This is a genomic window from Pseudomonas sp. JH-2 (assembly GCF_036231725.1).
GTDB classification, from domain to species: domain Bacteria; phylum Pseudomonadota; class Gammaproteobacteria; order Pseudomonadales; family Pseudomonadaceae; genus Pseudomonas; species Pseudomonas delhiensis.
In genome coordinates, this window is the sequence record NZ_JAZAQP010000009.1 from 86,073 (window position 1) to 103,426 (window position 17,354).

Genomic DNA, 17,354 nt, shown 5'->3' on the forward strand with positions numbered 1-17,354 from the left:
CCTCCTACAGGACCTTTTGTTGGTACGACACACCGTCGCCGTGACGGTGCGCCAGGAGCTGGTTGCCGGCGTAGAACACGCCCGAGCGGCCGGTGAAGTCCTCCGCCAGCACCTGCCAGACGTAGCCCCCATCGGTGGACAGGTAGACGGTGGCCTCGGTGAACTGGCTGTTGGTGTTGTTCACCGCGCAGAGCAGCACCGCGGGGCTGACGATCTCGCCGGCGTCGTTCTCCACCTCCTGGCTGACCACGGTGACCTTGCCGAACGCCATGCCGTTGTCCAGGCCATCGACGAACACCTCACCGCGCACCTCGATGGCGCCGGTGTCGAGGTGGTAGGTCACCAGGCGGTGATGCAGGGGCGTCAGCTCCGGCACGACCATCTCCGCGTGCGGGATCGACAGCCAGCACAGCTTGCGCTTGCCGATCTGGTCCAGGCGGTCCTTCACCGCCCCGTCGTCGCCGCGGTTCGACACGCCGGGGCCGGCATGCCCCGAGGTCTCGGTCGTCAGGTAGGGGGAAATGTCGGCGTACACCCGGATGTCGTGCACCGGGATCGACGGCGTCGGGCCCACCTGGCCGATCTGCCAGCGCGGCGAGCACTGCCAGGCGCCCAGGCCGGTGTCCAGGTCAACCAGCGAGGAGCCGTCGGCATCCATCCGGATCAGGGCGAAGTTCCCCTCCCCCGTGGGATCGCGGTACACCACCGGCGGCTCGCCGACCGGATCCAGGCGCGCGAACCACTGGCGCCAGCAGAGGAAGTACGCGGCGCCGTCGACCGTCACGCTGGCCACCGGGGTGGTGTTGCAGAACGCATCCTGATCGGCGCCCGCCGGCGCGTGCCCGCGGTCCTGGTCCTCGTCGTACAGGTAGACCTCGAACTGGCTCAGGTCGATGTCGCCGGCGTCATCCACGCGCGCGTGCAGCGCCACCAGGGCCTGGCTGGGCGTGTTGATCCGTACGTCGCCGGACGTCTGGTTGGCCACCGCCGCGGTGCGCTGGAACACCAGGCCGTAGCCGCCGTCGTAGCGGCCGACCTGCAGCTGGCGCACCAGGTTGTAGGTGTGCACCGGGTAGACGTGCGGCGACAGCAGGTTCTGCGCGGGTGCCGCAGCCTGCAGGTTCGCCGGCAGTGCGTAGGTGTCGAAGAAGGCGTCGCGCGCCGGCGCCATCCAGGTGTCCTCGTCGAACGGATCGAACGCCCGGCGGTCCATGCGCCCCAGGCACAGGTAGATGCCCCACTCGCCGAACACGTCGTGCCAGGTCTCGCTGCCCACGACGGCCGTGCTCTGCTTCACCACCGGGATCGCCACCAGCAGCTCGTCGGTGAAGCCGGCGGCGCCGTCCAGGCCGAAGCGGCCGTCGCAGTCCGGCCGGCCGGCGACCGGCGTCTGGAACTGGACCTCGCCGAACACGCTGAAGTAGGTGGGCATCTTGTCCGCCTGGCGCGGCAGGAAGTAGTAGCCGGGCGCGACCGTGGGCACCCGGGACTCCAGCACCACCAGGGACAGCGCCTGGTCCGGCATGGCCGGTGCGTCGCTGGGCTCCGCGCCGGACGGCGAGTAGACCACCGGCAGGCTGCTGGGCATCACCGTCAGGTTGAGGTTCGCCACCGTCGGCGGCAGCACGTACAGCAGCGCATTGCCGCCGTTGTTTTCGAGCCCGCCGCCCATGTTCTCCAGCGGGTAGTCGCCGACCTCCAGTGCGCTGACGACGGCGTAGGTGCCGTTGAACTTCAGCTGCCCCAGGCGGAAGGCGATGTTGCCCGAGGCAACGCCGGCACCCTTCGCGAACAGGTTGTAGGCGCGGATGGTGTTCGCGCTGGGGCGCCACGGCTCCTGCGGCGCCGGCGCGGCCGGCAGGTAGCTGGAGCGGTCGGCCGTCACCAGCGCCAGCGGCGTGGTGTCCCAGTAGCGGCTGATCAGCGTCGCGTCCGGGCCCCAGGGGAAGATCGCGGTCAGCGCCGCCGGCGGATCGATGACGTCGGCAATGGTCCCGAGCGAGGTGCGCCTCACCTGGACGATGAAGCCGTCGACGATCTCCCGCTTGGTGACGCGGCCGGACATGCGCATCAGCGCGCGCTCCAGCGAGATGACGCGCCGGCGCAGGTACTGGCCGGCGGCCGAGGCGATGCGGCGGGTGTTGATCATGCGCCCTGCTCGATATGGGCCACCAGGCTGCCCGCGGCGTTGGCAGCGGACGAGGCGATGTCGGCGAAGCCACGCGAGGCCTGGGCCTGCGACGGGGCCGCGCCATCCGAGGCGAAGACGGCGATGCGGTTGCGGTCGATCTGGGTGTCGGCCTGCGCCTTGCCCTCGGCCGCCTGGAGCTTCAGGCGCTCCATGCTGACCTCGACGTCGTAGTAGTTGCCCAGGGCCTGGTAGAACGCGCTGTAGGCCTGTGCACGGATCCGCGAGGTGTCGGCGTCCAGCTGGTACACGCTGTGCCACGCCCGGAAGAAGTCGGCGGCGGTGTTGAGGATCCCGGTCTTCAACTGGGCCGACACCTGCACGGCCATCTTCAGCAGGTCGTTCTTGATCTGGGCATCCTGGATGGCCTGCTCCCGGTTCACGTCCAGCAGGGCGTCGGCGGCGCGCCGCTCGGACTGGGCGAGCTGATCGACGAGTGCCCCTGGCGGCAGGCTGAAGCCGCGGGCGGAGAAGTTGGCCTCCAGGGTGCGCTGCTCGCTGGCCACCGTGCGGTAGGCGCGATCGCGGGCCCGGTGCCACACCATGTCGAAAATGCTGCTGTCGATGCCGAACGGCTGCACGCCGCTGATCACGTTCGCCAGCCAGTCCTCGGGGATGGTGCTGAAGCTGCCGTTGATGGCCGGGAAGTACTTCGCCATCCAGTCATCGGTCTGAGCGTTCAGTGCGGCGATGTTGGCGTTGGCGTTGTCGCTGCCGTTGAACAGGTCGCTGAACTGCGGCGGCGCGCCCACCGACAAGTTGGGCACCTGGTAGCTGAAGCCGGTCTCCTTCAAGGTCGGCTTCGTGCTCAGGTTGATGCGGCCCGCGCTCAGCGAGGCCAGCCCGATTGCCTGCTGCGACAGCGCGAACAGCTCCTGTGTCGTGCTCCCGTACTCACCTGCCATGCGTTATCTCCCCAGGCGCCGGGCGCTGACGCCGACGCTCCATTCCACGTTTTCGATCAGGGCCTCGGTGGCATCGGCGATTTCCACCTGCAGTTGCCAGTACCGGCCGCTCACGCCCTTGGCGGTCTGCGCGCGCACGTTGGGCGCCGAATGCCGCGGCCGGTAGACGCGTTCCTTGCCGTCATCGGTTTTCACCTTCAGCAGCACATCGCCGTCGGTGCTCAGGCCCAGGTAGATGAAGTCGATGAACTTCTTCTGCGGGGTGCCGAACTCGTCGATGGCGAACGACACCGCGGCACTGAGCGGCGAGCCGTCATCGGTCGTTCCGGTGAGTTCGTACAGCCCGTCCGGGCGCACGCCGAAGGTGCGCATGCCCACCCGGGCGAAACCGGTGAACCCGAAGTTCTCGTAGCGGGTGACCGCGCCGGTGGCGATGTTGGTTGCGTACTGGATGAGCGCACGCCGGGAGTCGGCCAACGTGTCGCCGATGCCCAGCCCGCTCGACAGCAGCGCCTCGATCACCTTGATGGCCGAGACCTCGTCGCCCAGCGCCAGCGCTTCCACCAGGTCGGCCGACAGGTAGAGCATCAGCTCGCAGGCGTCGCCGATAGTCAGCCCCTCGTGCAGGGTGGCGATCACCACGGGATCCACCACGTAGGTGTCGGTCAGGCGCAGGTTCTGGGCGACCGCCCAGTGATTGGCCGGCTCGGTGCTCTGCTGGAACATGCCGATCGCCGGCGGCGTACCCAGGCGCATCTCGCCGTAGATGCCCTCGGACATCAGCATGCGGGCCGGCGGCGTGGCCAGGCCCATCCCACCGATCGCGCCAGCGCTGCCCGACATTCCCATGTAGAACGGCAGCGCCATCTCCATGCCGCCGGCGGTCACGGTCGGGACGCCACCGTAGGCCTCCATGGTCGCCGCGGGCAGCACCAGCGACATCCCGGAGATCGCGGATACCGCCAGCTTGCCCAGTGCCGGCGGCGTGACCAGGTTCATGCCCCCGTTCGCCCCGGACACGGCACCGCCGAGGTACTCGATGTCGGGATCCTCGACGAAGTCGCCAGCGGCATACAGCGACGCCAGCAGGCGCTTCGAGCCGCTGGAGGGCTTGCTGCTGGTGTAGGTCCAGGCCCCTACCGCGTAGGCGATCTCGCCGGCGGTGCGGGTGATCGTGATCTCCGGCGCAGCGGAAGGCAGCGGTGTCGGCGTCGCCACCGCGATGCCGCCCTCGATGATCGAGAACCCCGAGGCCGTGGCCATCACCCCGTGTTCCAGGCCGGTGAGCCCGAAAGCCTTCGTCGTCGTGGCCGCCACGCCGCATGCGGCCCCGATCGGATTGCGCGGCAGCCGGAAGGTCATGCGGAAGTCGCCGTCCACGGCCTCGCGGCTGCGCGCGCCAGCGTTCCAGCCCAGCAGGCTGTCCACGGAGGTGCGCGCCGGGATGGCCGGTTGCTCGGGAACGGCGTCGGAGCAGATCGTGGTCTTTGTCGTCTTGGTGTAGACGTAGTAGAGCAGCCACTCGCTGTTGTCGCTGTTGACGCTCTGCACCTGGTTGATCGGCATCTTCCTGCCGGCGCTGCTCTTGTTGTAGGCGCCGACCTTCCACCGCACGTAGGTGAGGTCACCCGTGGCCGTGCCCATGAACTGGTAGATCGTCGAGGTGACCTCGACGGTGTAGCAGCGAGGGGGTATCGCCGGAACGTAGGGGCGCCCCGGCTCGTACTTGATGACGGACTGCTTGGTCAGCCGGTTGGCGCCCATGGCCTCACCCGTTAGATCGAGGCCGGAACGGTGATGGTCGCGTAGTCGACGGTCTGCACTTCGCTGACAATGACGGCGTCCTTCGACATGTTCAGGTCGAAGCCCAGGACACCGGCGGAGCCCTGGATGCGGATATCGGTGGTCGAGGCCCCGTTGGTATCGGCTGGCGCCTGGAGGCGGAAGAAGCTGATGGTGCCGGCGGCAACCACCGTGCCTTTCCAGGCCTCGGAGGTCGATTTCGACAGGACGCCCCCGACCGCAGCAGATTCCCAGCCGAGACCGCCGCCGCCACCGTCCACCGAGATGGTGTACAGCAGCACGGCATCACCGCTCAGCGCCGCATCCGCGGTGGCCGGGATGGTGCCGGAGTAGACGTTGATGACACAGCCGGCCAGGGCCGCCCGGAAGGACGACACGGCCATGACGGCATTGCGGAGGCCCGTGCTCAGTTGCATGGTTCTTGCTCCTGGGATCAGTAGGTGGAAAGCAGAGTGATGGCGATGCCGAGGCGGAAGGTGCTGCCCGCCGGCACGTCCTGCGGCGTGGCGAAGCGCGCGATCGACAGCAGCGTTCCGGTGTTGCCGGCCTTGGCAGAACTGGAGACCAGGAATCCGCCGTACAGCCGTGTGTCGGCCGTGAAGGTGAACTCCGCCCGGCTGGCCAGGTTGCTGATCACCGAGGTGCCGTCGTAGGCGTTGTCCCACAGCGGGCGGGAGGCCTGGCTGTAGTTGGTGGCCTCACCGGCATTGGTCGGCAGGTCGGCGGCGGTGGTCGCACTGGAGGGCACGAAGTTGCCGGCGAACACCCCGGCATACCAGTTGGGGATCAGCGCGCCCTGGCCGCGAATGAACCCCGCCAACAGGTCCATCCCCACCTGAGGGATCAGGTTCTTCTGCACGACCTCGCTCAGGACGCTGCCGTCCGGGGCCACCACCTCGCCGTGATAGACGAACCCGAGCTTGGCCAGGCCCTCGGGGATAATCAGTTCGTTCATGGCGTGATGATCTCCACGTCGTAGTAGTCGCTGGCGGCGAGCGGATTGCCCCCGCGAGACGGCGCAAGCGTCGTCACCACCAACTGGTTGCCGTTGTGCTCCAGCAGGCCGGCGGCGCCATGGCCCGCCTGCTCGGGAAGGAAGTTCGCGGCGCTCGACAGGGCTACCAGGCCCTGGTCGTCGCCGATGGCCAGCCCGTACTGCGTCATCCAGGCGGCGCGACCGTCGGGCAGCACCAGGGCGGTCCCGCGGACGGCGCCGTGCTCGAACACGGTTCGCCCGCCGGGCTCGTCGGTCTCGGGGTTGGAGAGGAAGTAGGTCTTGTCGGCGCAGACGTAGACGCCACCGTCGACCGCGACCACCAGGTCGATCGGCGCCGGATACTGGAAGAAGCCGCGGGAGGCATCGCGCAGGTGCGGCCGGAACGGGAGGGTGAACCACAGCACCGAGCCGGTGGCCAGGTACAACACCCCACCACGTGCGGCGATGAAGTCAGCCACCAGCGGCCCGCGGAGGTTCGCGGTCTCCAGCCTGGCGGTGTCGTCGCGCAGCACGCCCACCGACGCCTGCCCCGTGCCTTCGAACTGCAGGTACAGGGCGCCGCCTTCGCGCGGGCCCACGTACAGGCGTACCTTGCCGCCAGGTGGAGGCACGGGCAGGTCGAACTGCAGCGAGCTTCCAGCCGGTACCTGGAGCAGCAGCGGGGAGCTGGTCGCGCCCTCGTCGCCGTGCGCATCGATGAAGGTCGCGGCGACCTGGTAGTAGCCCGCCGCCAGGCCGCCCTGGCCGATGGCCGGCAGCGGCTGGCTGGTTACCGTCGGCACGCCCCAGGCGCGCAGGACCTTGCCGTCAAAGCGCCAGGTCTCGGTCTCCGTGCAGAAGAACAGCTCTTCGTTGAGCACGTCGCCGACCAGGCGCCCTGCCCCATCGATCTCGGCGAGCAGTTGCCGCACACCCTGGTCGACGTCGAAGCTGTAGAGCGCTGGGCCATCCGCGTACAGGACCTTGCGCCCCACCGCGAGGGGACCGCGCGCCGCGCCGGCCGCTTGCACCTGGGTGAAGCCGGTGCGCAGCTCGAACGCGCCACCCACGATCGGATCGACGTTCACCGCATCGCGCACGGTGCCCGCCGGCATCGCCTTCGCGTCCGCTCGGTTGTTGATCCCCTGCGACCAGTTGCTGCGCAGCTCCATGACACTCTCGCCCTGTGGTAGTTGGGGCGAGTGTCTAGACCGCGGCGACTAGGCGCGAACCCTACAGGGGGTAGCCGGCTGCGGGGCCGAAATGAAAAGCCCGCCAGGTGGCGGGCTTGGGTGGTCAGCTTGGTGCGGTCAGACGGGCAGCCGGGAAAGGACCTGCTGCAATTGTTCCTCCAGCACAGCGATGCGAGCGGCCTGGGCTTTGATTTTGCCGCCCAGGATCGGAACCAACTTCGAATAGTCCACGCCCATGGCGACGATGTTGCCCTCTTCGTCTACTGCATTCTCATCTCCAACTACTGCACTGGGGAACACCCTCTTGAGATCAGGAGCCAGCACACCATAGGAATAGCCGAGAGAGTGATTCGCTTTCCATAGCCACTTCTTCCATTCGATAGAATCGAAGATTTCTTCCGCGTTATCTAAGTCGCTTATTTCGTCTTTTAGGCGCGGATCGGAAGACGTATTAAACGCCACTGTGGAGCCGTTGGTAGATACGCTTCCTACGCCACCTGTATTGAAGTAAAAGTTCAGGACTGCGCCAGTCGTATTAACCCCAAAAGAACCAGCGGCCGATCCCCCAGCACGGAACGCACGAATACCCCATGGACCGAGAGAAGCGCCAGCAGAAGTAGCGGCAATGGGATCAGCATACGGGGACCAGAAACAAAATGCCCCGTTAACATCTAGCGTGGCTCGCACGGTGCCGCCCATATAAAACACCAAGGGGCATACTGTTCCACTACCGGTTGCGCCACTACGAATGCTGGCTTCGGTACTTGCAATAAGCATCTGTACATAGCCCGCGTTACCGGCATCCTGGCTGTTGTACGCAACAAAGTTACTTATAGTGCCGGTGCCATTCGGTATAGCACCAACACTTGTACCTCCATTCGCTGTGCTAGTCTGAAACAGAAGACGTGAAGATTGACTTCCATTGGACATATCCCCGTAGATTCGACCATTAATACCCCAGGTAGCTGTCGCTAGCGTATTTAGGTCGGTAATATCGGAGTTGCTACCCGACGCCGCTTTCCCATTCAGCTGCGCTTGGAGTTTCCCCATTGCAACGAGAATAGAGTCGGTCGCCGAGATCGCAGTAGCCGTAGCGGTACTCAGCCCGGTCAGCACCACTGCCCTGACGGCGGTCGCCAGGTCCTGCCAGCTTTTGTCGCCGCGATAGAACTGACTCGTGGTACCGGCAGTGACCGATCCCTCTTTCGCATTGAGCTGCGCCTGGATTTTCCCGAACGCTGCCAGGACGGTATCCGTGGCCGCCAGCGCGGCGTTGCTGCCCACGGCATAGCCGGTCAGCACGGTGGCCCGAACAGTCGTCGCGAAATCGGTCCAGGCTTTGTCGCCGCGCCAGAACTGAGCCGTGGTGCCCGCGGTCACCAAGGGTTCCTTGCCATTGAGCTGGGCCTGCACCTTGCCGAAGGCAGCCAGCACCGTGTCGGTGGCGGCGAGGGCGGCATTCGTCCCCACCGCGTAGCCAGTCAGCACCGCGGCGCGCACCGAGGTAGCGAAGTCGGCCCAGGCCTTGTCGCCCCTCCAGTACTGGCTGGTCGCACCCGCAGTGATGGCAGGCTCTTTCGTCGTATCGGTAGCATTCGGCTGCGGGTCCGATTCGCTATACACGCGGAACCAGCTTCCCCAGTTGCCAGCGTATCGGTTGCGATACCAGGTCTTCGCGGCAGTGGTCATGTACTCGCTCAGTTCCTGGCGAGTGTCATTGTGGTGCGTGATCTTCAGTACGAACGCATGCGTAGTCGGACAATTCGACATCGTCTGCGCGTTGGCATCCGATGCGCAGTAGTACTCGCCAAAATAACCATTGGCGAAATACAGGCTGTTCAAATCAGTGGAGTTCGGTATCAGGTTCTGCGTGGGGTTGGCAGTTACCGATACATTCGAAGTGCCATCGAACGGCACGCCGTTGATGTTGGCGCCGGGCGAGAGCTTCGAAGCCGCGGCTGCCGTGCCGGTGGCGTCCAGCTTGTTGTTGACCTGCGCCTGCAGCTTCCCGAACGCGACCAGCACGCTATCGGTAGCCGCGATGGCGGTCGCAGTTGCCGTGCTCAGCCCGGTCAGAACAGACGCCCGGACGGCTGTGGCGAGGTCTTGCCACGACTTGTCCCCGCGCCAGAACTGGCTGGTGGTCCCCGCCGTGATGGTAGGTTCCTTGCCGGTGGACAGCGTGTTGATCTGGGCCTGGAGCTTCCCCATGCCGACCAGCAGCGTATCGGTGGCCACCACGGCCGCGCTGGTAGCCGTGCTCAGGCCGGTCAGGACTACCGTGCGCACCGTGGTAGCAAAGTCTACCCACGACTTATCGCCGCGCCAGAACTGCGAGGTCGTTCCCCCGGTGATCGCCGGTTCCTTGGTGCTGTCGGCGACGGTGATATCGCCTGTGCCGTCGAACAGGACGCCGTTGATGTTCGCCCCCGGCGCCAGCTTCTGCGCGGCCACGGCCGTCGCCGTCGCGTCGAGCTTGTTATTCACTTGGGCTTGGAGCTTACCCAGGCCCACCAGCACGCTGTCGGTGGCGGTCACAGCCGTGGCCGTGGCCGTGCTGAGCCCGGTCAGGACGGTGGACCGTACCGCCGCGCCGAGGTCCTGCCAGGTCTTGTCTCCCCGCCAGAACTGGGACGTGGTGCCAGCCGTGATCGTAGGTTCCCGGGCGTTGATCTGCGCCTGCAGCTTGCCCAGGCCGACCAGCAGGGTGTCCGTGGCCACGACCGCGGCATTGGTTGCCGTACTGAGGCCCGTGAGCACGGCCGCGCGGACGGCCGCGGCCAGGTCCTGCCACGTCTTGTCGCCGCGGTAGAACTGGCTGGTCGTTCCGGCCGTCAGCGGCGGCTCGGCGCCGGCAATCGTGTCTCCGGAGGGCAGCTCCGTGGGAAAGCCGTTACCGCTGACAAGAGGTTTTCGCTGAACCATGATCGCTTATGCCAGGATTATCGGGTCGCTGAACTCAACATTGACCGACGATGCACTGGTGGCCACACCCAGGCGCTGCTGGACATTGCCCGAGCCGGTCGGCGCTGTTGCCGTGCCCGTACCAGGAGCGGACGCCGACAGCCATACGTTTCCAGGCGACATGCCCGTCACCTGGTTGTTGTTTCCTTCGAAGTAGATAGTGGCGCTGGCCCCCAAACTCACCGCCGCGAGGACGAACCCGTGAGCCATCTTCGCCACTCCGCCGGAGGCATCGGCCTTGCGGCAGGAGAAAGTCCCGCTGCCACTGTCGTAGATGTTCACGTAGTTGCCCGCAGCCAGGGCTTCAGTCGCCGGCAGCACCGCAGTGTCCGCGCCGATGCCGGTGGGCAACAGCGAAACGTCGATCTTGCCGTTGGCGTCGAGAGCGATGATCTGGTTGGCGTTCGCCGCACCGGCAGATGTCTGCGTGGCCGCCTGCTCTTCAGGGTATCCACCGGTGTTCTTCAGGTACTTGTTGCCTGCCATTTAGGGTGCCTCCTGGGCTAATGTGATAGCCACGCCCATATCGAGAAAGAGAGTCGTCGCGTTCATGGCAAACCCGACGATTAGCGAAAACACTGCATCCGGCGGAAGCGTCTGGGTCAGCTGGCCTGCATGCCCCAAGAAGACCGCCCCATCCGCCCAAGCCCAGCCCTCGAACGTCACTTCCCCAGCGCGTTGGATGTTCACCACGGAGCCAAGATCAGCAGCGCCAAGGGTCAAACCGAGGGTATTGATCCGATTCGGCAGGACGCCGCAATCCGCGTATTCGGCGGTCACTCCATCGGGAGAAAACACCAGCCGGTGACCACTCAGCGGTACCGACGCGATTTTCTGCACGGAGCTTCCGCCGGCAGGTCCAGGGATACCCTGCTCACCTCGGCGGCCCTGCAGGCCGGCCACCACGTTGAACAGCGGCACACCCTGGTAGGCCAGTCCCTGCGGCTGGCTCTGCTGGATGGCCACCGCCCGCGGCTCCTGCGGCTCGATCGAGAGCCCCACCGACTCCAGCGGTTCCTCTGCCAGCACCAGGTCGCGCTCGTCCTCGGCAACCGCTACCGAGTGGTCGGCGGGGACAGCGATGCGCACGAGCCGGTCGGCTGGACGCCCTATGTCGCTCACTTCACCAGCTCCTGGCAGACGTTGAACCGGCCGCGCGCCAGGCGATACTTCTCGCCGGTGGGAGCCGTGATCTCGATCTCGTACTCGGCGTCGCGGATCTGCTTGTCGACGAACGCATCCGCGGGGATCTCCAGCTGGAAGGTCGCGGTTTCCGCGTCAACGACGATCATCGGCGACGGACCGGAGCTGCTGGCCTCGAACAGGGTGTTGGTATCCGCCGGCGAGCGGCGCACCTGCATCAGGGCGGAGAAGCCCGTGATGTCGGCGCGCTCGTAGTAGCGGATCACCCCGCCGCCGGCGTAGGCATCCAGGCACAGGCCGTTGATGTGGTTGATCGACAGCGTGTCGACGTCCACCACCTCGGCGATGTACGGCGCCCCGGGCTCATCGTCGCAGCCGGTGTTCAGGTTGGCCGGGCGCTTCAGGCAGAACACCCAGTACGGCCAGCCATCGCGCAGGTCATGCCCGGGCACCGTCAGCGCCACCGGAGCAGCCTGGGCCACCCCGGTGATGGGCTTCCACACGAACCGGCCCTGCGCCCAGCCGAACGAGGCGGCGAAGGTCTTGCCCTGCAGGACCTCGAGGTCTTGGTGCACAGCGGCCATGCGCCCTCCTTAGGCCTGCAGCAGGCTGGCGGCCAGGCGGTAGCTGGCGGCGTTGGTCAGGTCCTGGTCGGCCTGGTCCAGGTCGTCGCGCGCCGCGGCGTTGGTATCGCAACAATCGGCGCTCGCCAGCAGCATGGCCGCAGCCGGCGCCAACTTGGCGCGCCCGCGATTGCCCAGCAGCGGAACGTTCTCTGGGTGCGTTTTCACCACCACGTCGTGGTCCAGCTCCAAGGGGATGCCGTTGACCTTCACGATGGAGCCGCGATTGAGGAACATGCGCACCATGAGCGGCTGCTTGGGCTCGGGCATGGCGCCAGCGGAAAGCTGGCCGGTGGTGTGAATGCCCGCGCACGCGCCGACGCCAGCGCCCTGGGTGGAGCCGCTGCGCCAGGAACTCAGCTTGTCCTCGCCGGCACCGGGCACCTGCGCCACTACGCGCATGTTCGGGCACGGCAGGCCGGTGGCGCCGTGGCTCTCGCCGCAGGCAAGGCATTTGGCGGCATCTGCCACCTGGCGCTCCAGGCTCTCGGTCTTCGCGGCCTGGCCCTTCTGGTACGGCATCCAGGTGCAATAGAAGCTGCCTGCGGGCACTGGCACGCCCTCCTGCACCAGTTCCACGCTGGAGACACCGAAGCCGGCGCCGCTCTGGTCGCTGACGACCAAGTTCACCATGCGGTCGTTATGCACGTAGACGATGGTTGCGGCGAGCGGCTGGCTCTGGTCGCTGAATACCAGGTGGCGACTACGCATGTAGGCAGCGGTGGGGAAAAACCAGACTACGCGGCCGACGGTGGGCTTGATCATGGTGTTGCTCCTCATTGCTTGCTGAGGTCCACCCGGCGATCCGAGCGGACGATGGCCTGGCACGCCTGCAACTGCAGCGCTACGGCGTCTGCTTCTGCGGCGAGTCGAACAAGAAATTCCGCATCCGCTCGCTGAAGTCCGCCTTGCGCTCCACCATCACCGCCGCCGGCGCTGGCGGCAGTTGCTCCGGCACTGGCCGGGGCGGAGCAGGTGAATTTCCGGCGCAGCCGGAGATTGTCAGCGCGCAGATCAGAGAGAGTGCTGTCGAGCTGTGTTTGGGCATCCTGGGTTCCCTTCTGGTAGGCGGCGTCGATGTCGGCCTGCGTCTTCGCCCGGGCGCGCTCGCTGGAAAGCGTGGTGGTGAGCTGGGCCGCCTGGCCCACGGCGGCGTCGGCGCGCGTCGTCTCAGCATTGCGCTGGGCGGCGAGGTTGTCGGCTCTCCACAGCGCGGCGCCGGCGGTCACGGCGAGGATGGCGGCAAGGATCAGCAGGGCCTTGTTCATAGCGCGCACAGCTCCGCCTCGCCCTGCCGGCGGTCCCACAGGCCGCCGCAGTACGGTTGAGGGGTGAAGCAGTCGATCTTCTTGCCGTCGCGGGTGATGAAGCGCCAGGACAGCATCGCGCGGCAGCCGGCCGGCTGGTTGCCGGCGTTCAGCAGGCGCACCGCGGTGGAGCCCGCGCAGGCCTTGTTCCCGACGTTGAAGCACCAGCTGCCGACGCCGGCCCAGGCGGGTTCGCTCATGCGCACCGTGATGACCGAGTGCACGAACTCCAGGCGCTGGCCGATCTCGGTCCTGCGCCAGGCGTCGCACTCGGCCTTGGTCATGGTGGTGGTCCGGGTAACCCCTGCGGTCTTGCCGTTGCAGATGGTCCAGACACGAGCACCGTCCTGATAGGCCGCCAGAGACTCGCCTTCCCTCTCCTGGATGAACCGATCCATGATCGCGGGCGCGCTGGCGCCGGCAGCGATCAGGGCCAGCACGGCAGCGCTGAGGAAGGACTTCCGGCCGGCCATGGCGCTTACTCCGCCTCCGCCGAGGCGCAGTCCGGTTCGCCGGTCAGCTCGCGCACGCGGCACAGGCGCGCCATCTCCAACTCGAACAGGCGCTGCTCGCGGCGATCTTTCCGGGCCTGGTAGATCATGTTGGCGGCGAACGTGGCCAGCGCCGTGAGGATACCCACGATGATGCCGATGTCCGTCAGCGTAAGCGCGCTCAGCGCCGAGATTGCCGCCCCGACGTAGCTGGTAATGCTCATGGTCTTGTCGCTCATGTCGAATCCCTGTTGGCGGCAAGCAATGCCCGGGTTTACGTTGGCGACAGGCTATGGAGAGTGAGGGCGCGGCTGGTAACCCTACAGGGGGTTACCAGGCCACGTTATGGTGGGGCTCGTCCTGGCGGGTGCTGCGGCGCAGGTCGCTGTCCGGGCGCGGGCCGAAGTAGGCTGTGAACTCCGCCTTGGCGTCGGCGGCCTTCTCGACGTTCAGCGTCTCGGCGTCGGGCTGGCTCAGGCCGCGGTACAGCGCCCAGAACACCAGGTAGCGGTGGTGGGCCCGGTGAATCTCCGGCTCGTCGCGGCCGCTGGCCAGGCCGCGCATGGGCAGGCGGAACCCCTCCAGCGCCAGGGTGGCCTCGGTGGTGGGCCTGGGCACCAGGCGCAAGCTGACGTCGTCGCGCAGCACGTACTCGACGCGGCCAGTGCGGTCGCGCCAGCCGGGCATGCGGCGGTCCAGCTCCTCGGTGGAGGTCAGCACCAGAGGCCGGCGGCGGCCGCAGCCGTGCTCGACGATGCCGATGAAGTCGGGCTCCACCAGGTCGGAGTGCATGCGGTAGGTGGCCACTCCGGCGGTGACGGCGATCTCGCAGACTGCCGGGTTCTCCGACTCGTGCAGCAGGCGGCCACGAACGGCCGCCTCCTCTTCCGCCTGGGCAAGCCAGCGCTCGATGTCCTTGTCGCTGAAGAAATAGTCGCCGACCGTATCCCTGGTGATGGACCGGAATTCAGCGATCAGCTCCGCCAGCCTCATACGACACCGAACTGGTCGACCAGTTGGAGTACCTGGGCCCGCAGGTCATCGATGGCGCCGCGCTTGTCCAGCTTCTGCTTGAAGTTGGTCAGCGCGAAGTGGGCCAGCGCTTCCTTGCTGGTCATGTGCGTCACCTGGTCACGCACGTCCTGCAGGTTGGAGTGCTCTTCGTGCTTCTCCTGCTGGGCCTTGGCGGCCTGAGCGAGGATCTCGGCGGTATCGTCGGTCTGCGCCGGCTGCTCGGCCGGGGGCGCCACGGGGATCGTACCCTCCGCGAACTGGTCGGGGTGACGCAGGAACTTGCGGGCGATGTCCGGCGGCAGCACGCGCACCTGGCCCTGCACGAAGGTCAGGCCGGTGCCGTAGACGCGGTCGGTGAAGTCCGGGCGGCGGCCGACATACGCCACGGCGACATGGCCTTGGGGCACATCCTGCAGCGTCACGACCGGCACGCTGGGCGCGGCGGGCATGTTCTCGATGAACTCCCGAACCGCCTCCTCGGCGTCCGGCAGGTCCTTCAGCGCGTGCACAACGCCGCGGAACAGGTAATCCTTCGACTTCTGCTCGGGCGGCAGCTCCTCGTAAGGGCGGCAGCACGGGTGCAGCTTCTTCTCGGCATCCTTGACCTCGCCATAGGCCCAGCCGTCGGCGAGCTTCTGTTCCAGCCAGGACGCATGCGACTGCTCGGGGGTGGCATCGGGGTTGGCCAGGTGCATGTCCACGCCGGCGAGCGCGCTCTGCTGCTGCCACTCCGGTGCATCGGCCCAGGCCGGCTGGCTGTCGTCGCCCAGCGACGCGCAGTAGGCTCGGTTGATCTCGTGCGCGACCAGGGCGATCAGTTCTCGTTTCATGCTCGGGTTCCTGTCGAAAGAAACGGAGGGCCCGAAGGCCCTCATGAGTGCCGGTTAGCGCGGGCCGGTGAGTTCGCCGAAGATGGCGAAGTCGACCTTGCCGGCATCGGCCACGGCGGCGCCGGCGATGGTCAGCACCAGGCGCGCCGGCTTCGGCAGCACCACCGGGGCCTTGCTGGTGGCATTGCGCAGGCGGGCGGTCGCGGCCAGGTTCAGGCCGGAGCCGAAGTACGCGGTGTCCTGCGGCACCTCGGTGCTGTCCACGCCGTCCTCGTACACGAAGCCGAGGGAGCCGGTGACCGAGGCGGTCAGCGCATCGGAGATGATCGCCAGGCTGTCGATCAGGCGAATGCCCTCGGGCAACGGGCCGAGGTCGACGACATCGCCGATGGCCAGCGCGGCGCTGGAGTTGGAATTGACGACTGCGCCGGCGGCACTGGTCTGCAACTGGTAGGCCAGCACAGTGGTGTTGCCGTAGGCGCCGGCCGCGCCGCCGAAGTAGCGCTTGCCGAACTGGTTGACGGTGACTTTGGCCATGATGGGCTCTCCGTTCAGTCCTTGGGGTTACGAGAGGCGGGCCGGCGAACCGGCCCAGCCCATCAGTTGCGCGCGCCGATGATCGGCACCGCGGTGTCGAACACGGTGGCGCCGTAGTCGGTGAACTGGATGCCATTGCCGTGATCGATCGCGAAGCGAATCTTCGATACGCCGCGGATCATGCCGAGCAGCACCTCGACCTTGTCACCGTGGTCCAGCTCCTTCTCGCTCCAGAAGAACGGGATCTTGGCCTTGTCCGAGGCGGCGAACGCTTCGGCGATGGCCTGGCCACCGAGCAGGATCGCGCGGTCCACCGCGAAGGTGGTGCCGAACGAATCCGGAACGACGCAGGAAGACTCGTCCTCGCTGTCGTAGGCGCCGCAGTACTTGATGGTGTCGCCGGCGTAGAACCTCACCGGTTTCGGCATCTTGATGATCAGGACGCCGTTCCACAGGCCGGCCTCACCCAGGAACAGCGGGTGCTGGCCGGCTTGTGCGGCACGAGCCATGGCGCTCGCCTGCAGCTGGCGGAAGCTCGGATCGGTGGCGAAGCAGCTGTACTGCGCCGAGGACACCAGCAGCACGCGCAGCGGCGAGTCGGTCGCCGCCTTGTCGCCGTCGAAGATCACCGGCGGGGGCGGCAGCGCGATCTGCTCCATATAGGTTCGGATGCCGTCCACGGTGTCCATCTTCAGCAGGTCAGTGGTGGCCAGGTCGATCTCGCCGGCGTTCACGGCGAAGGGTTTCACGCCGTTGGTTCCGTCGGAGATGAAGTGCCTGTTCTTGGTCGGCGCCTTGACCTTGTTGACCATGATCTCGGCAAACTGCGGGTGGGTGTTCACCGGCACGCGCCATTCGATGTTGTCGTGGAAACCACGAGCACCGGCCATGTGCACCAGCAGCGACTGGTCGACGTAGGCATCGGCCTGCGCCTGGGCCACGGGGCGCGCCAGGCGGCGGAAGTCCGCCGGCGACCGGAGGCCGGTCATGGTGTTGCCAGCGTCCACCGGCCAGCGCGCCTGGTTCACGCGCAGACGGTCTTCCGACAGCTTCATGCCGACGCCGCGGCCTTCGGCATACGCACTGCCCATGATCGGGTAGCCGGCGACCGGGTTCAGCAGGTCGAAGGTCACCTCATCGCCTTTGCTCTTGGACAGGTCCTGGCATTTGACGATGGGCATGTGCTGGGTGGTCTGCTTACGCAGGGTGGCTTCAGCGCCGGCCGTGCCGGACGGCATCGAGCCGGTCAGGCGCGCCATGGTGGTGTTGCGCTGAGTGTGGGTTGCGAACAGGCCTACAGCCTGCTGAACCATGGCGACCGGATCGCCATACTTCATGTTCGTTTTGTCAGCCACGATTGATCTCCTTGATCAGCGGGAC

Annotated in this window: 18 protein-coding genes; all 18 read right to left on the bottom strand. The window is 66.7% G+C overall.

Annotated features, from left to right (window positions below; translation table 11 throughout):
- Window positions 1-4: 4 nt before the first annotated feature.
- Window positions 5-2,149 carry a hypothetical protein gene (locus VV867_RS08785; RefSeq protein WP_328566126.1) on the bottom strand — a complete coding sequence of 715 codons (2,145 nt, stop codon included), beginning with the start codon at window positions 2,147-2,149 and terminating at the stop codon, window positions 5-7.
- The gene (locus tag VV867_RS08790) at window positions 2,146-3,093 is read right to left on the bottom strand and encodes a hypothetical protein (protein WP_328566127.1); all 948 of its coding nucleotides are present in this window, start codon (window positions 3,091-3,093) and stop codon (window positions 2,146-2,148) included. Before VV867_RS08790 ends, VV867_RS08785 begins: the two co-directional genes overlap by 4 nt.
- Before the next feature lie 3 nt (window positions 3,094-3,096).
- Window positions 3,097-4,857, bottom strand: a complete 1,761-nt coding sequence (locus VV867_RS08795; RefSeq protein ID WP_328566128.1) for a hypothetical protein — start codon at window positions 4,855-4,857, stop codon at window positions 3,097-3,099.
- A gap of 11 nt (window positions 4,858-4,868) precedes the next feature.
- Entirely contained in the window at window positions 4,869-5,312 is a 444-nt protein-coding gene (locus tag VV867_RS08800) for a hypothetical protein (protein WP_267853063.1), read from the bottom strand.
- Window positions 5,313-5,329: 17 nt separating this feature from the next.
- Complete coding sequence (locus VV867_RS08805) at window positions 5,330-5,851, bottom strand: hypothetical protein (protein ID WP_328566129.1); 522 nt, start codon at window positions 5,849-5,851, stop codon at window positions 5,330-5,332.
- Window positions 5,848-7,044, bottom strand: coding sequence for a hypothetical protein (locus tag VV867_RS08810; protein WP_328566130.1), 1,197 nt, complete (start codon window positions 7,042-7,044; stop codon window positions 5,848-5,850). Before VV867_RS08810 ends, VV867_RS08805 begins: the two co-directional genes overlap by 4 nt.
- Before the next feature lie 138 nt (window positions 7,045-7,182).
- The gene (locus VV867_RS08815) at window positions 7,183-9,990 is read right to left on the bottom strand and encodes a pyocin knob domain-containing S74 family peptidase (RefSeq protein ID WP_328566131.1); all 2,808 of its coding nucleotides are present in this window, start codon (window positions 9,988-9,990) and stop codon (window positions 7,183-7,185) included.
- Window positions 9,991-9,996: 6 nt separating this feature from the next.
- A complete protein-coding gene (locus VV867_RS08820; RefSeq protein ID WP_328566132.1) occupies window positions 9,997-10,515 on the bottom strand; it encodes a hypothetical protein in 519 nt (172 codons plus the stop codon).
- Entirely contained in the window at window positions 10,516-11,151 is a 636-nt protein-coding gene (locus tag VV867_RS08825) for a hypothetical protein (RefSeq protein ID WP_328566133.1), read from the bottom strand.
- The gene (locus VV867_RS08830) at window positions 11,148-11,756 is read right to left on the bottom strand and encodes a hypothetical protein (RefSeq protein ID WP_267853071.1); all 609 of its coding nucleotides are present in this window, start codon (window positions 11,754-11,756) and stop codon (window positions 11,148-11,150) included. The genes VV867_RS08825 and VV867_RS08830 overlap by 4 nt, the downstream gene beginning before the upstream one ends.
- Before the next feature lie 9 nt (window positions 11,757-11,765).
- Window positions 11,766-12,560: a hypothetical protein gene (locus tag VV867_RS08835; protein ID WP_267853072.1), complete on the bottom strand. Its 795-nt coding sequence runs from the start codon at window positions 12,558-12,560 to the stop codon at window positions 11,766-11,768.
- Window positions 12,561-12,571: 11 nt separating this feature from the next.
- Complete coding sequence (locus VV867_RS08840) at window positions 12,572-13,063, bottom strand: lysis system i-spanin subunit Rz (protein ID WP_328566134.1); 492 nt, start codon at window positions 13,061-13,063, stop codon at window positions 12,572-12,574.
- On the bottom strand, window positions 13,060-13,575 hold the full coding sequence (locus VV867_RS08845) for a lysozyme (RefSeq protein WP_328566135.1): 516 nt from the start codon (window positions 13,573-13,575) through the stop codon (window positions 13,060-13,062). The genes VV867_RS08840 and VV867_RS08845 overlap by 4 nt, the downstream gene beginning before the upstream one ends.
- Before the next feature lie 5 nt (window positions 13,576-13,580).
- Complete coding sequence (locus tag VV867_RS08850) at window positions 13,581-13,832, bottom strand: HP1 family phage holin (protein WP_281686763.1); 252 nt, start codon at window positions 13,830-13,832, stop codon at window positions 13,581-13,583.
- A gap of 91 nt (window positions 13,833-13,923) precedes the next feature.
- On the bottom strand, window positions 13,924-14,586 hold the full coding sequence (locus VV867_RS08855; protein ID WP_328566136.1) for a phage adaptor protein: 663 nt from the start codon (window positions 14,584-14,586) through the stop codon (window positions 13,924-13,926).
- Window positions 14,583-15,437: a RyR domain-containing protein gene (locus VV867_RS08860; RefSeq protein WP_281686761.1), complete on the bottom strand. Its 855-nt coding sequence runs from the start codon at window positions 15,435-15,437 to the stop codon at window positions 14,583-14,585. Before VV867_RS08860 ends, VV867_RS08855 begins: the two co-directional genes overlap by 4 nt.
- Window positions 15,438-15,491: 54 nt before the next feature.
- Window positions 15,492-15,974: a hypothetical protein gene (locus VV867_RS08865; protein ID WP_281686760.1), complete on the bottom strand. Its 483-nt coding sequence runs from the start codon at window positions 15,972-15,974 to the stop codon at window positions 15,492-15,494.
- Window positions 15,975-16,036: 62 nt separating this feature from the next.
- Window positions 16,037-17,329 carry a phage capsid family protein gene (locus VV867_RS08870; RefSeq protein WP_281686759.1) on the bottom strand — a complete coding sequence of 431 codons (1,293 nt, stop codon included), beginning with the start codon at window positions 17,327-17,329 and terminating at the stop codon, window positions 16,037-16,039.
- Window positions 17,330-17,354 lie beyond the last annotated feature (25 nt).

Bases quoted from the DNA above. Each gene is read 5' to 3' on its own strand.
- VV867_RS08785 (WP_328566126.1), bottom strand. From the start codon at position 2,149: ATGATCAACACCCGCCGCATCGCCTCGGCCGCCGGCCAGTACCTGCGC.
- VV867_RS08790 (WP_328566127.1), bottom strand. From the start codon at position 3,093: ATGGCAGGTGAGTACGGGAGCACGACACAGGAGCTGTTCGCGCTGTCG.
- VV867_RS08830 (WP_267853071.1), bottom strand. From the start codon at position 11,756: ATGGCCGCTGTGCACCAAGACCTCGAGGTCCTGCAGGGCAAGACCTTC.
- VV867_RS08850 (WP_281686763.1), bottom strand. From the start codon at position 13,832: ATGAGCGACAAGACCATGAGCATTACCAGCTACGTCGGGGCGGCAATC.
- VV867_RS08795 (WP_328566128.1), bottom strand. From the start codon at position 4,857: ATGGGCGCCAACCGGCTGACCAAGCAGTCCGTCATCAAGTACGAGCCG.
- VV867_RS08805 (WP_328566129.1), bottom strand. From the start codon at position 5,851: ATGAACGAACTGATTATCCCCGAGGGCCTGGCCAAGCTCGGGTTCGTC.
- VV867_RS08800 (WP_267853063.1), bottom strand. From the start codon at position 5,312: ATGCAACTGAGCACGGGCCTCCGCAATGCCGTCATGGCCGTGTCGTCC.
- VV867_RS08840 (WP_328566134.1), bottom strand. From the start codon at position 13,063: ATGAACAAGGCCCTGCTGATCCTTGCCGCCATCCTCGCCGTGACCGCC.
- VV867_RS08815 (WP_328566131.1), bottom strand. From the start codon at position 9,990: ATGGTTCAGCGAAAACCTCTTGTCAGCGGTAACGGCTTTCCCACGGAG.
- VV867_RS08855 (WP_328566136.1), bottom strand. From the start codon at position 14,586: ATGAGGCTGGCGGAGCTGATCGCTGAATTCCGGTCCATCACCAGGGAT.
- VV867_RS08860 (WP_281686761.1), bottom strand. From the start codon at position 15,437: ATGAAACGAGAACTGATCGCCCTGGTCGCGCACGAGATCAACCGAGCC.
- VV867_RS08835 (WP_267853072.1), bottom strand. From the start codon at position 12,560: ATGATCAAGCCCACCGTCGGCCGCGTAGTCTGGTTTTTCCCCACCGCT.
- VV867_RS08820 (WP_328566132.1), bottom strand. From the start codon at position 10,515: ATGGCAGGCAACAAGTACCTGAAGAACACCGGTGGATACCCTGAAGAG.
- VV867_RS08865 (WP_281686760.1), bottom strand. From the start codon at position 15,974: ATGGCCAAAGTCACCGTCAACCAGTTCGGCAAGCGCTACTTCGGCGGC.
- VV867_RS08845 (WP_328566135.1), bottom strand. From the start codon at position 13,575: ATGGCCGGCCGGAAGTCCTTCCTCAGCGCTGCCGTGCTGGCCCTGATC.
- VV867_RS08810 (WP_328566130.1), bottom strand. From the start codon at position 7,044: ATGGAGCTGCGCAGCAACTGGTCGCAGGGGATCAACAACCGAGCGGAC.